This window comes from Serratia sp. 14-2641 (assembly GCF_001692375.1).
Lineage (GTDB): Bacteria > Pseudomonadota > Gammaproteobacteria > Enterobacterales > Enterobacteriaceae > Chania > Chania fonticola_C.
In genome coordinates this window covers 114942-127851 of the sequence record NZ_LXKR01000088.1, presented here as the reverse complement: position 1 = coordinate 127851, position 12910 = coordinate 114942, and the positions used below count along the sequence as shown (strand labels likewise).

At 55.1% G+C, this 12910-nt stretch carries 13 protein-coding genes; all 13 read right to left on the bottom strand.

Annotation, left to right across the window (positions count from 1 at the left end; all coding sequences use genetic code 11):
- Window positions 1-50 precede the first annotated feature (50 nt).
- Window positions 51-1022 (bottom strand): arabinose-5-phosphate isomerase GutQ, encoded by a 972-nt coding sequence (gene gutQ, locus A6U95_RS25885; protein ID WP_065686574.1) that lies wholly within the window; start codon window positions 1020-1022, stop codon window positions 51-53.
- Window positions 1015-1791, bottom strand: a complete 777-nt coding sequence (locus A6U95_RS25880; protein ID WP_021178807.1) for a DNA-binding transcriptional repressor — start codon at window positions 1789-1791, stop codon at window positions 1015-1017. Before A6U95_RS25880 ends, gutQ begins: the two co-directional genes overlap by 8 nt.
- Window positions 1792-1874: 83 nt before the next feature.
- Window positions 1875-2231 (bottom strand): transcriptional regulator GutM, encoded by a 357-nt coding sequence (gutM, locus tag A6U95_RS25875; RefSeq protein WP_024527023.1) that lies wholly within the window; start codon window positions 2229-2231, stop codon window positions 1875-1877.
- A gap of 279 nt (window positions 2232-2510) precedes the next feature.
- A complete protein-coding gene (gene srlD, locus A6U95_RS25870; RefSeq protein ID WP_024486186.1) occupies window positions 2511-3290 on the bottom strand; it encodes a sorbitol-6-phosphate dehydrogenase in 780 nt (259 codons plus the stop codon).
- Between the two features lie 10 nt (window positions 3291-3300).
- The gene (srlB, locus tag A6U95_RS25865) at window positions 3301-3663 is read right to left on the bottom strand and encodes a PTS glucitol/sorbitol transporter subunit IIA (protein WP_065686573.1); all 363 of its coding nucleotides are present in this window, start codon (window positions 3661-3663) and stop codon (window positions 3301-3303) included.
- A gap of 18 nt (window positions 3664-3681) precedes the next feature.
- Entirely contained in the window at window positions 3682-4671 is a 990-nt protein-coding gene (locus A6U95_RS25860; protein ID WP_024527025.1) for a PTS glucitol/sorbitol transporter subunit IIB, read from the bottom strand.
- Between the two features lie 15 nt (window positions 4672-4686).
- On the bottom strand, window positions 4687-5235 hold the full coding sequence (locus tag A6U95_RS25855) for a PTS glucitol/sorbitol transporter subunit IIC (protein ID WP_021178802.1): 549 nt from the start codon (window positions 5233-5235) through the stop codon (window positions 4687-4689).
- Between the two features lie 243 nt (window positions 5236-5478).
- Window positions 5479-6528, bottom strand: a complete 1050-nt coding sequence (gene fbaB / locus A6U95_RS25850; protein WP_065686572.1) for a class I fructose-bisphosphate aldolase — start codon at window positions 6526-6528, stop codon at window positions 5479-5481.
- A gap of 224 nt (window positions 6529-6752) precedes the next feature.
- Window positions 6753-7439 (bottom strand): GntR family transcriptional regulator, encoded by a 687-nt coding sequence (locus A6U95_RS25845; RefSeq protein WP_024527027.1) that lies wholly within the window; start codon window positions 7437-7439, stop codon window positions 6753-6755.
- 101 nt (window positions 7440-7540) lie between these two features.
- Window positions 7541-9001, bottom strand: coding sequence for a fructuronate reductase (locus A6U95_RS25840; RefSeq protein ID WP_065686571.1), 1461 nt, complete (start codon window positions 8999-9001; stop codon window positions 7541-7543).
- Between the two features lie 67 nt (window positions 9002-9068).
- A complete protein-coding gene (locus A6U95_RS25835) occupies window positions 9069-10451 on the bottom strand; it encodes an MFS transporter (RefSeq protein ID WP_139102468.1) in 1383 nt (460 codons plus the stop codon).
- A 119-nt stretch (window positions 10452-10570) separates the two neighbouring features.
- Complete coding sequence (locus A6U95_RS25830; RefSeq protein WP_065686570.1) at window positions 10571-11584, bottom strand: Zn-dependent oxidoreductase; 1014 nt, start codon at window positions 11582-11584, stop codon at window positions 10571-10573.
- Between the two features lie 14 nt (window positions 11585-11598).
- Window positions 11599-12813: a D-mannonate dehydratase ManD gene (gene manD / locus A6U95_RS25825; RefSeq protein WP_024486179.1), complete on the bottom strand. Its 1215-nt coding sequence runs from the start codon at window positions 12811-12813 to the stop codon at window positions 11599-11601.
- Window positions 12814-12910 lie beyond the last annotated feature (97 nt).

Genomic DNA, 12910 nt, shown 5'->3' with positions numbered 1-12910 from the left:
CGTTAAGCGGGCGTAGCATGCTACGCCCCTGCTTGAGAGGTTTGCTACTATCAGCCGATCCCGGCCTGATGCAGGTCGTGCAGGTTGATTGCCCCTACCAGTACACCATCGATATCTACCACCGGAGCGGCGCTGATGTGCTGTTCGTGCAGCGCTTCCAGGGCTTCCCCGGCACGCCACTGTTCTGGCAAGCGGTAGCCGGGGCGAGTGATCGCCGGGCTGAGGCTATCATTGAGGCTATTACCCTTCACCAACCAGCGGCGCAGGTCACCGTCGGTAAACACGCCCACCACTTTTTGCTGTGCATCACATACGGCTACCAAGCCTAGTCCGGTACGGCTCAACTCCAGCATGGCTTCCATCACGTTGGCGCTTTCTTGCACCATCGGCAGGCGATCGCCAGTACGCATCAAATGATGGACGCGATTTAGCAGGCGAGCACCCAGGCTGCCACCTGGATGGGAGCGGGCAAAGTCCTCGGCATTAAAACCACGCTGGCGCATCAGGGCCATCGCTAATGCATCCCCCATCATCAGCGTAGTCACTCCGCTGGAGGTTGGTGCCAGGCCCATCGGGCAGGCTTCACGTTCAACGCTGATGTCCAACGTACAGGCAGCACCCAGCGCCAGTGGCGACTCTTTGCCACCGGTCATGGCAATGACTGGGATCTTGCTCTCTGCCAGCAGCGGCAGGATCAGATCCAGCTCTTTGGCGCGGCCTGAATAGGAGATGAAGATCACCACATCCTCGGCGCCGATCATCCCCAAATCGCCATGCAAGGCTTCCGCCGGATGGACGAAAAACGACGGGGTGCCAGTGCTGGCCAACGAAGCGGCAATCTTCTTGCCGATATGGCCGGATTTACCAATACCGGAAATCACCGCCTTGCCACGGCAGTTGAGCAGCAGTTCACAGGCTTGGACAAAGTTGTCATCCAGGCGTGTCAGCAGGCGCTGCGCTTCGGTCAGCTCAATTTCCAGCGTTTCACGGGCAAAGTTGAGCAGGGCAGTGGCATTACTCATCAAGTGGGTCTCCTACCAGAATGATATTGATACCTTTGGCCTGTAGCGCAGCCAGGTAATCCGGGTTGATGCCGTTATCGGTGATCAAAGTATCCACGACGCTCAGATCGCACACCACGTTAGGGCTTTTGCGGCCAAACTTCGAGGAATCGACCAGCAATACAATGCGGCTGGCGGCTTCACACATCGCCTTGCTGACATTATGCACCTCATTAAAGGTGGTGACACCCGCATTGAGGTCGACACCGTCGGCCCCAATAAACAGCTTGTCGAAGCTGAACTGCTGAAATGCCGATTCCGCCAGGCTGCCGTGAAAGGAGGCAGATTTTTTCCGGTAGGTGCCGCCGGGCATCAGGATGGTTTGATCGTTATCCAGTTCCACCAGCGCGTTAACGATAGTCAGGCTGTTGGTCATCACGGTGATGTTATTGAACTGCGCCAAATGCGGCACCATCTGCAATACCGTGCTGCCCGCGTCAAAGATCAGTGAATCGCCATCGTCTATCAGCTTGATGGCCGCATAGGCGATCTGGCGTTTCTTTTCGGTGTTGATATGGGTTTTACGATCGATGGGCTGATCGCCATCGTCACGGCTAAGCACCACGCCGCCATAGGTGCGGATCACCTCGCCTTCTTCTTCCAGCAAGGTGAGATCTTTACGGATGGTGGTGCCGGTCGTGGAGAAATGCTCTGCCAGGGCATCCACTGCCGTTTTGCCATGCCGCTGCAAGTATTCGAGGATAGCGGCTTGCCGCTGCTTTGGTTTCATAGAGATCCCTGTTCACAAGAGTTGACCATTCCTCTCGGTGATATAGTTCACTATGAAAGGTAATGTCTTTTAATGTGAAAATATCATGATTTCGGTGCGATCGCTAACGATAGTGCAGTTTGGCATGCCCGATCCTCAGGGAAGATCACATCTGGGCAGAGTTGTTGTTGGTGCATGCCATGTAACTGCGTGAGTTGTTTCGGCTGGGCGAAGATGGTCAGGCCACGCATCAGCATGCTGCCACAGACTCGTTGTTGGGCATCAAACGCCAGCGCCAATACCACGCGAGGTTTGAACCTGCCCCCAGAACGGCCAACGCCTACGGTGCCCAACTGGCACAGGCTCTCGAACGCGCGGTTAAAGCGCTGGAGCTGCCACCAACCCAGGGCGATTTGCATCAGCCAGGCGATAACGGCGAAGGTAACTAGTGCGCTGGTCATACGGTTGTTCTCCTGTGTGAAAATAAAAGTGAGAGTCCGGTGATCGTCCCCTCACCCTAACCCTCTCCCACAGGGAGAGGGGACTGAATGTGCTACAAATTAACTTTCGTACCTAGCCATTGAGCCTATGCCACAGATGATCTCCAGCACCTTACCGCGACACCGAACTGGCTCCCTCTCCCCCAAGCAAGTGTCCATGATGCCTCTGGTCTATCATTGGGAGAGGGTAGGGGTGAGGGGCTGCTAGGTGTTTTTCCTCTGGCCCCTAACCGATTAACATCAGAACATCACCTGGCCACCGGTAATGTTGATCGACTGGCCGGTGCAGTAAGAGGCTTTATCGCTGGCATAAAACAGCAGCGTGTTCAGCACATCCTGGTAGTCACAGCCGCGTTTCAGCGGAACCTTATCGGTGTAATACTTCTCGACCTCTTCAGGCTTGATCCCCAGCTTCTGCGCATATTGTGGCAATAGTGACTGGAACATCGGCGACTTCAACAGGTTACCGAGCATCAGGGAGTGCACGGTGATCCCGTAATCGGCCAGATCGAGCGCCAGCGACTGTGTCAATCCAACGCCACCGAACTTGGCGGCGCTGTAGCCTGAATTATGCTTGCTGCCGACCTTGCCGGATTTAGAGTTGATTTGAATGATGCGCCCAGCGATACCGTCGCGGATCATCAGGCGAGAGAACTCGCGGGCACACAGGAAATAACCCACCAGGTTCACCTGCAAGGAGCGGTCAAAATCCCCCAGTGGGAAATCGGTGATCGGCGCGGCTTTGGCAATCCCGGCGCTGTACACCAACAGGTTTGTCTGACCGAAAGCCCGGTCAACCGCACCAGCCAGCGCGATAACGCTGGCCTCATCGGTGGCATCGGCCTGGAAACCGATGGCGCGATCGGCTCCGAACTCCTGATTGATTTGCTGTGCCACCAGATTGGCGTTGTCGGCATTCAAATCGGCGACCGCAACGCGATAACCCGCTTCAGCCAGGCCATGGCACAGGAAAGCACCCAACGTTTGGCCACCGCCAATCACTACAGCTACTTCAGACATGATCTACTCCTTATGCGATAAATTTCAGTGTGCTGCCTAACGGGATATCAGCGGGCGTGCTGCCTGTTACGTGGATCGTGCCAGGGAATTCGGCCTGAGTTTCTCCATCAAAACGTACGGTGATATGGCCCAATTCGCGCAGGTTCTGGGTGGCAACCTTTCCGACAGCGGTGATGGGGTAGCGCCGGTTGCCAAGTTCCATTACGCCCCCGGTTTGTAATTCACCGGCGGTCTCGCCGTGCTGGTGGATGAAGCAGTACTCTTCAATATCTGCCGGTGCGCCTTCGCGGAAGGTGATCAGCATGTTGTCCAACAGTGCGTCACGGGCGCAGCCGCCAATCTGGGTGATCGTGGTCTGGAAAATGGTGCTCATGGTTTTCCTCCGGGCAATTTATTGATAGATAAAGGCCGATGCGGCCCAGGCGATCAGTACCGTAGGTGCGCCAGTGAGGAAGCGCCCAACCAATACCGAAGGGACGCCGACACGCACCGTATCCTGCTTGGCCTCTGCCAGGGACAGACCCACCGGGATAAAGTCGCAGGCGGCCTGGGCGTTAATGGCGAACAGCGCCGGGAGCGCCAACTGAGGGGGGATATGGCCAAGACCAATCTGTACGCCCACCAATACGCCGATGACCTGAGCGATGACGGCGCCAGGGCCGAGGAACGGTGAAAGCAGGGGGAAGGAACAGATCAGCGCCAATGTCACCAAGCCGATTGGGCTGTTGGCCAGCGGCGTCAGGCCGTGGGCGATAAAGTCACCCAGACCAGAGGCCATGATGATGCCGATCAGCGCCGAGACGAAGGCCATAAACGGCAAAATGGTTTTTAACACGGTGTCGATGGTGTCACGTCCGGCCTGGAAAAACACCGCTACAACTGACCCCATACCCATCCCGACTTTTGCCAACAGGCCATCGCTCTGTTCGGTGATTTTTTTGCTGGTATCGTAGTCACGTACCTTTGGTTGTGGCTGTTTTTCAGTGGGCAGAGGAGTTTCAGACCCTTGTGCAACCTCAATCAGGCTGATGTTGTTTTCCCGCACGCCGGAAACGTAAATATCCTCCAGAATAAACTGCGCCAGCGGGCCAGAACGGCCAGTTGAATGAATATTGATGGTTGGGATGCGGCGTTTAGGGTAGATGCCACAACGCAACGTCCCCCCACAGTCAATAATCGCCAGACCAATCTCTTCCGCCGGTGGTTCGCCTTCTTTGAAACCGTCTACCGCAGGCCAGCCGGTTAAATCGCTGAGTTTGTCGACGATCGCCGGGCGGGTACCGGCGGTGATATAGACGATTTTCTTACCTGGCTCGATAGGTAACTGTAGTGGGCCACCCCAGCCGCCTGCACCTTTCTCAATACGGATATAAGCACTCATGCTGCGCTCCACAAATTAAAGTTGAACCTGGCGATCCAGTTGGATGCCCATCTTGCGTTCAAATACGCTGGTGGTGAGATCGGTGATCCAACCGCGGAAGAAGTTGGTGAACAGCCCAACCAGGAAATAACTCACTGCCAGAGGAGCCAACGGCAGGCCAAGCGTGGTCAAACCGCTGGCAATTCCGAGGTAAACGAACAGTTCGCCAGGGTTGATATGGGGGAACAGGCCGTTCATAGAGTGGCAACTGTAGGAGGCTGCGGCGTAATAACTGGGTTTATATTTCTCTGGCATAAAACGTCCGAGACTCAACGTCATCGGATTACAAAACACAAAGGTGCCGATCAAGGGGAGTAGCAGGTAGCGTGAAACCGGGTTACCGGCACAGCGCTGTGCCAAGCGTTCGATACGTTCCTGGCCAACAAAGTTGATCAACGCGTTCATGATAACTAACAGGCTGATCAACAACGGTAAAATGCCGGTCACCATACCGACAAACACTTCCCCGCCTTTTTGGAACAGGCCGATAAACCATTCGGCTCCGTGGGTTATTAGCTCAATCATTTTTTTCTCCTGTGATGGATGCTATGGCCTGGAGCGAAGTGCGGCTCTGTCGCCATGGGTCATACAGTAACCACTTTGCTGCGGTTTTTGTTTTAAATGGATCACACTTTGAAAGATAAATATTTTATTGTGAAAGTTAAAGATGAAAGAAAAGTAATTAATTATGAAAGGATAGAAGGGTTAGGACATGAAAAAGGCCCAGCAGAGCTGAGCCTTGAAGACTAATGATTTGATAAATAATGATTAAGCGATGGTGACGCTGCTGTCGAGATAGGTGTCCTGCACGGCATTGATCAGGGCGATGCCATCCTTCATCGATTTCTTGAACGCTTTACGCCCCAGGATCAGACCCATCCCGCCAGCCCGCTTGTTGATCACGGCGGTACGCACTGACTCTTGCAGGTCATTTTCCCCTGCCGCGCCGCCAGAGTTGATTAAACCGGCACGGCCCATGTAGCAGTTTGCCAACTGGTAGCGCACCAGATCGATTGGGTGATCGGTGGTCAGCTTGTCATAGACGCGATCGTCGGTATAACCGAATTTCACCGCACGGTAGCCGCCGTTGTTCTCGGCCATTTTCTGTTTAACGATATCGGCACCGATGGTAGCCGCAATGTGGTTGGCTTGGCCGGTCAGATCGGCGCTGGAATGATAATCGACGCCATCCTTATTGAACGCAGGGTTACGTAGATAGGCCCACAAAACGGTCACCATGCCCAGTTCGTGAGCGCGCTCAAAGGCAATCGAGATCTCTTCAATCTGGCGGCGTGATTGCTCGGAACCGAAGTAAATGGTTGCACCAACCGCCACCGCGCCCATATTAAACGCCTGCTCAACGCTGGCATACAGGGTCTGGTCGTATTGCGTTGGATAGCTCAGGGTTTCGTTGTGGTTCAGTTTGACCAGGAACGGGATCTTGTGGGCGTAGCGGCGGGAGACCGAAGCCAGCACGCCGTAAGTGGATGCCACGCAGTTACACCCGGCTTCGATCGCCAGTTCAACGATATTTTTCGGATCAAAATAGAGCGGGTTAGCGGCAAACGAGGCCCCGGCAGAGTGCTCCACGCCTTGATCGACCGGCAGGATCGATAGGTAACCGGTGCCCGCCAGGCGGCCATGGTTGAGCAAGGTTTGCATTGAGCGCAGCACGCTGTTTGGGCGGTTGTTGTCGATCATCACCCGATCAACAAAGTCGCCACCGGGCAGGTACAGATTTTCCGCAGGGATGGTGGTGCAGCGGTGTTGCAGAAGGTCTTCCGCTTCCTTACCTAACAATTGTGCAATATCCGTCATGATTCACTCCCGTTAAAGCTTCCTATACACCGGTAACTCTGGGTATTTGGCCACCGGCGTAGTCAAAAGCGGTGATTGAAGCTATGCAAAAGATACTAATCAAAACCTGATGATGCGAAGAGACAATAGATGCGATTGAGAAGAAATGCTATTTAGAAGGCAAAATTTGCGAGTGAGCGCTTGTTGATGGTGTCCCCTTTCCTGGCCGGAGAGGGGAACAGTTTTTACTCGGCTTCAAACCAGTCGGTGTTTTGCAGGGCAATCGGGGTGATCGAATAGATCATCTCTTGTAAATGCTCGTGAATAGCCCGCTCCGCCGCATCTGGATCCTGGGCTTTCAGCGCCTCAAAAATACGGTAATGCTGGTGGATCAGATTCTCCGGCGGTGACACTTCGCTCAGGCTGAGGAAGCGCACCCGATCCATCGTCGCTTTGATGGTCTCGATGGTTTCCCACGCCAGGGCACAGTTGGCCATTTGCGTCAGCAGATGGTGGAATTCGTCGTCCAGCGCCAAAAACTCACGGATCTGATTATTCTGTGCCGCCAGCTCCTGGCGATGCAGGTTATGCTCCAGCGTCATCAACTGCTCGGGGGTGATGGTGGTGGCAACTCGCCGCACGATGGCACATTCCACCGCCTGACGGATAAAGCGCCCGTCGGCCACTCGTTTGGCGGAAATTTTCATCACGAAGGTACCGCGTTGCGGCAAGATCTGCACCAGCCCCGCTTCAGCCAGTTTGATGAAGGCCTCGCGCACCGGTTGGCGTGAAACGCTGAAACGGGTGGAGATCTCTTTCTCGGAAAGCAACGTGCCCGGAGGGATGGTGCAATCGACGATATCTTTGCGCAGGAAACGATAGATCTGCTGATTGACCGGGACATTATTCGTGAGGACGTACGATTCTGACATGGCGACAATCAATATATGAGAGTAGTAGTGAATGCCACCATACTAGCAGATTAACCTGTGAAAGAGGGCGGATAAATCCACCCGCATTCTATGCTTTGCTCTTAGCGCGCCAGCACTCTTGCCACCGTTGCTTTCGCTCCCCGCGCCAACAGCGCCAGATAAGCGTTGGTCACGGCATTGACGAAGCGTTGGTTATCTGGCAGGTCGCGTCCGAATACCGAGGTCATTTGCAGTAACGCCATCACGCGAGGCTCACCTTCAGCACTGTTGGCGACGCGCCGGGCAATTTCCTCACGCAATGGATCGCTGATGTCGATCGGTTGACCCTGTTCGTCCTTACCGCCGACGTAACGCATCCAACCCGCTACGCCCAGCGCCAGACAGTCAAAATCACTACCGTTGGCCAGATGCCAGCGCACCGAATCCAGCATGCGCTGCGGCATCTTTTGCGTACCGTCCATGGCGATTTGCCAGGTGCGGTGCTTCAACGCCGTGTTGCGATAGCGTGCCAGCAGGGAATCGGCGTATTTCTCCAGATCGGTGCCCGGGGTGTTCAGCGTGGGAGCCTGCTCAGCCAGCATCAGATGGCGGGCGGCATTGACGTAATGCGCATCCTGCATACAGTCGCTGATATGTTGGTAACCGGCTAAATAACCCAGATAGGCCAGGAACGAGTGGCTACCGTTCAGCATACGCAGCTTCATCTCTTCGAACGGCAAAACATCGCTGACCAGTTCGGCACCGGCTTGTTCCCATGCCGGGCGGCCCGCGACAAAATTGTCCTCAATCACCCATTGGCGGAACGGCTCGCAGGCTACGGCTGCCGGATCCTGCACGCCGGTTTGCTGTGCGACCTGGGCCAGGGTGTCTGGCGTCACGGCTGGCACGATGCGATCGACCATGGTGGAAGGGAAGGTGACGTGGGTTTCGATCCACGTTGCCAACGCCGGATCGAGCGCTTTGGCATAGGCGGTGATCACGTTACGGGTGACATGGCCGTTTTCCGGCATATTGTCGCAAGACATTACGCTGAACGCAGGTTGCCCGTCCGCTTTACGCTGAGCTAAGGCTGCGACGATGACCCCAACGGCGCTCTGTGGGTGATGTGGATTAGCCAGATCCCGCACAATCAACGGATGATCCAGCTGCAACTGGCCGGTGGCGGGGGAATGACAGTAGCCTTTTTCGGTGATGGTCATGGACACAATCGCCACTTCGGGCTGGGCCAGGGCCTGGAATACGGCGTCCAGCCCGTCAACTTGCGCATGCAGCGCCTGTTTTACTACGCCCACCACTCTGCATTGCCAGGCATCGGCTGACATTTCGGCCACGCTGTAGAGCATATCTTGCTGTTTGAGATCGGCGATTTGCTGTTCGCCACCGATCAGGTTGATTTCGCAATATCCCCAGTCGCTGCCGTGCTCCTGTGCCAGGATATCGGCGTATAGCGCCTGGTGGGCGCGATGAAAGGCACCAAAGCCCAGATGAACCAGGCGTGGAACCAGTTTGCTACGATCGTACTGCGGAACAATGGCGTTGGCTGCTAACAGCTTGGTATCCATGTTAAAACTCACTGTGTAATGGTCTGATTGCCGCAGAACCTTCTCTGCGGCAGAGAATTGAAGGGGATTAATGACTGCTGACGCGTTGGGCTATCGGCAGCACTGGGCTTTCTGCGGCATCTTCCGCCAGGCTCAGGTCGCGATCTCTGACTTCTGGCATCAATATCGCTGCCAGCAAGCCGATAACGGAGTAGACGATCATCATGACGGCGATTGGCCACCAGGAGTCGGTCATATTGCAGAAGATGCCGGCCAATACCGGGCCGAAGCCGACCGCCACCAAACCACCGGCCTCTTTGGAGATCGCCATGCGGGTAAAACGGTTACGTGAGCCAAACATTTCCGCCATGGTGATGTTTTCCAGCGCAAACAGGCCCAGCACCGCGACGTTATGGATAATAATGATCGAGGCCATAATCACGTTCACCTCATTGGTCTTATCCACAATCATCGAAATCATGGGGTAAGCCAGAATGATGGCGGAGATATTGACCAAGATATAAGGCACCCGGCGGCCGATCTTGTCGGAGAGCCAGCCAAGGAACGGGATGGTAATAAAGCCAATGGCGGAGCTGATCATCAAGGCGTCGGTTGGGATAGCCTTCTCAAACAGCAGCGTTTGCACCAGATAACCGGCCAGGAAGGTCTGGATCAGACCGGAATTGCCTGCCTGGCCAAAACGCAGCCCGGTAGCCAGCCAGAAGGATTTACTGCTGAACATCGCCGACAGCGAATGGGTATTGTCAGCCACGGCGTGTGCCGATGTTGCGGTGGTGCTGTCGTCGTTAACCTTCTCAAACACCGGGCTCTCTTTCAGGTTCATACGCAGCCAGATGGCGAACAGCATGACGACCACGCTGGCCAGGAAAGGTACGCGCCAGCCCCAGGCCAGCAGTTCTTCTTTAGACAGGAAGAAGAACATGACGGCCCAGATGGCGGTTGCCGACAGCGTGCCACAGTTGGTGCCCATGGCAACCAGGGAAGAGATAATCCCGCGTTTACCCTTAGGCGCATATTCCGCCAACATGGTTCCGGCTCCGGATATTTCCGCACCGGCACCCAGCCCTTGAATAATACGCAGTAACACCAGTAATAGAGGGGCGAAAATACCGATTTGCGCATAGGTTGGCAGCACGCCGATTAAGGTGGTGCAGATCCCCATCATGGTAATGGTAATAAACAGCACCCTTTTACGGCCGATGGTATCCCCCATGCGTCCAAAGAAGAAGGCACCCGCAATACGGGCGATATAACCCGCGCCGTAGGTTCCCATCGCCAAGATTAACGCCATGGCGGCAGACTGTTCCGGGAAAAATATTTCATGGAAGACTAATGCTGCACCTAGCGAATAAAGCTGAAAATCCATAAATTCCAGTGCGGTACCAAGCCAGCCGGAAACGGCCGCCTTGATCAGATCCGAGGTACTTCTTTCCGGCTGAGTGTTGTCAATTTTTGCGTTCATCATTGTTCTGTTCTCTGCAAATTGTTGTTGTAAGGACGGCAAAGATTAGGGTCAGAAGCCCCTGTTTCTCTCCAGCTACAGCAGGCCATAGCTGGAAAGTGGTCAGGTCAGAATTTCAGTAAAACCTTACAGCACTGCTTTTGGTCTTTTTCGAAGATCTCCATCGCTTCAAGCACTTGCGTAAACGCAAACTGATGGGTGATCAACTTCTCTGGTTGGATCTGGCGTTGCGTCATCCAGGCAATCACCTGCGGGAAGCGGTTGCTGTTGAGGCGGGAGCTGTAAATCGAGATCTCTTTGCTGGTAATGGCTTGCTGGCTGATCACGCAGGGCTCGGCAGAGAAGCCCATAATGCCAATGCGTGCGGCGGGAGAAGCCAAGCCGATCGCCTCCGGCAGAATGGCCGGGTGGCAGGCAGCATCGATGATCAGCGTTGGCCGGATGCCGAGTTTTTGTAACTCGTTGGTCAAATCAAGCTGGCTGTTGTTGATTACCACATCCGCGCCGTTGGCGGTGGCCATAGCCAGACGCTCATCGATACGGTCAGCCACCACAATCTGTTTAACGCCGTAAACGCCGCGCAGTGCCTGAATAGAGGTGAGGCCCATCGGCCCGGCACCATACACCAATGCCACATCTAACGGGCCCGGTTGCAGTTGGCTACAGATGTTGGCAGCAATGGTGAAGGGTTCGACCATCGTGGCTTCGTTGTCTGGAATGCTGTCCGGCACCCGATGGGCATTTTGAGCCGGTAGCGTCACATATTCACTGAATCCGCCGTCACGGTGCACGCCAATGACCTGCAGTTCGGTGCAGACGTTTGGCCTGCCCACCGAGCAGGGATAGCAATGGCCGCAGCTGACGACCGGATCGCCCACCACGCGTTCGCCGATGCGTGACGGGTCGACACCTTCGCCAATAGCGTCGATATGGCCAAAGAACTCATGGCCGATCACGCGCGGGTATTTGGCAAACGGGTTATGGCCACGGTAGATATGCACGTCGGAACCGCAGATCCCGGCGCTAGCCACACGGATCCGGACTTCACCCTGCTGCGGTGAGGGCATCGGGCGTTCTTCAATCACCAATTGCCCTGGCTGTTGAACAGTAATGCTTTTCATAGAAATACCTCGGTTTACCAGTTCCACAGGGTGCCGTCTTCCAGGCGCGCTACCGGCAGGTAGGCTGGATCGTAGGGATATTTGGCAGCCAGTTTTTCGTCAAACTCGATGCCCAACCCTGGTTTTTCGCCTGGATGCATATAGCCGTTGTCAAACGTCCAGTTATGTGGGAACACTTCCAGCATCTGTTCGGAGTAGCCCATATATTCCTGCACGCCGAAGTTCGGCACCCACAGGTCAAAGTGCAACGCCGCCGCCATGCAGATTGGTGAAAGATCGGAAGGGCCGTGTGAGCCGGTACGCACCTGATACAGCGAAGCGAAATCGGCGATACGGCGCATGCCGGTGATGCCCCCGGCGTGGGTGATGGTGGTGCGGATGTAATCGATCAGTTGCTCTTCAATCAGCTGTTTGCAGTCCCAGATGCTGTTGAACACCTCACCGACCGCAATCGGGGTCACGGTATGCTGGCGGATCAGGCGGAAGCACTCCTGGTTTTCGGCCGGGGTAGGATCTTCCATCCAGAACAGGCGATATTGCTCAACGCTTTTGCCAAAGCGGGCCGCTTCGATCGGCGTCAGGCGGTGATGCATGTCATGCAGCAGATGTTCGTCAAAACCGAATTTGTCACGCACGGCTTCAAACAATTTAGGGGTGAAATCGAGGTATTTCTCGGTTGACCACAGCTGCTCTTCCGGCCAGTTACCTTTGGTCGCAGGCTCATACGCCAGGCCTTTGCCCTTGGCCATGCCGTAGGTTGTTTTCATCCCAGGTACGCCACATTGAGCGCGGATCGCCTTGAAGCCCAGCTCCTTGTGCTTGGCATAATCGTCCAACACTTCGTCAATCGAGTGGCCGGTGGTGTGGCAATACACCATGACGCCGGTACGTGAAGCGCCACCCAGCAACTGGTACAGCGGCATATTGGCGGCTTTGGCCTTGATATCCCACAATGCCGTATCCACCGCAGAGATTGCCGACATAGTCACCGGGCCACGGCGCCAGTAAGCACCTTTGTAGAAGTACTGCCAGATATCTTCGATCTGGTGAGCATCGCGGCCAATCAACTGCGGGCAGACGTGGTCTTCCAGGTAAGACGCGACCGGCAGTTCACGGCCGTTCAGGGTTGCATCGCCGATCCCGGTTAGCCCGCAGTCGGTAGTGATCTTCAAGGTGACGAAATTTCTTCCAGGGCAGGTGACAAACACCTCGGCTTTAACAATTTTCATGACTTCCACATCCTGTTGTTGCTGATAACGTATGGGCGGAAATTAACCTTGAACTAACTACCATACAAGTATGATTTGTGAGAATTGCCGCTGAAGA

Coding starts and splice junctions, on each gene's coding strand:
- gutQ (WP_065686574.1), bottom strand. CDS start 1,022: ATGAGTAATGCCACTGCCCTGCTCAACTTTGCCCGTGAAACGCTGGAA.
- A6U95_RS25880 (WP_021178807.1), bottom strand. CDS start 1,791: ATGAAACCAAAGCAGCGGCAAGCCGCTATCCTCGAATACTTGCAGCGG.
- gutM (WP_024527023.1), bottom strand. CDS start 2,231: ATGACCAGCGCACTAGTTACCTTCGCCGTTATCGCCTGGCTGATGCAA.
- srlD (WP_024486186.1), bottom strand. CDS start 3,290: ATGTCTGAAGTAGCTGTAGTGATTGGCGGTGGCCAAACGTTGGGTGCT.
- srlB (WP_065686573.1), bottom strand. CDS start 3,663: ATGAGCACCATTTTCCAGACCACGATCACCCAGATTGGCGGCTGCGCC.
- A6U95_RS25860 (WP_024527025.1), bottom strand. CDS start 4,671: ATGAGTGCTTATATCCGTATTGAGAAAGGTGCAGGCGGCTGGGGTGGC.
- A6U95_RS25855 (WP_021178802.1), bottom strand. CDS start 5,235: ATGATTGAGCTAATAACCCACGGAGCCGAATGGTTTATCGGCCTGTTC.
- fbaB (WP_065686572.1), bottom strand. CDS start 6,528: ATGACGGATATTGCACAATTGTTAGGTAAGGAAGCGGAAGACCTTCTG.
- A6U95_RS25845 (WP_024527027.1), bottom strand. CDS start 7,439: ATGTCAGAATCGTACGTCCTCACGAATAATGTCCCGGTCAATCAGCAG.
- A6U95_RS25840 (WP_065686571.1), bottom strand. CDS start 9,001: ATGGATACCAAGCTGTTAGCAGCCAACGCCATTGTTCCGCAGTACGAT.
- A6U95_RS25830 (WP_065686570.1), bottom strand. CDS start 11,584: ATGAAAAGCATTACTGTTCAACAGCCAGGGCAATTGGTGATTGAAGAA.
- manD (WP_024486179.1), bottom strand. CDS start 12,813: ATGAAAATTGTTAAAGCCGAGGTGTTTGTCACCTGCCCTGGAAGAAAT.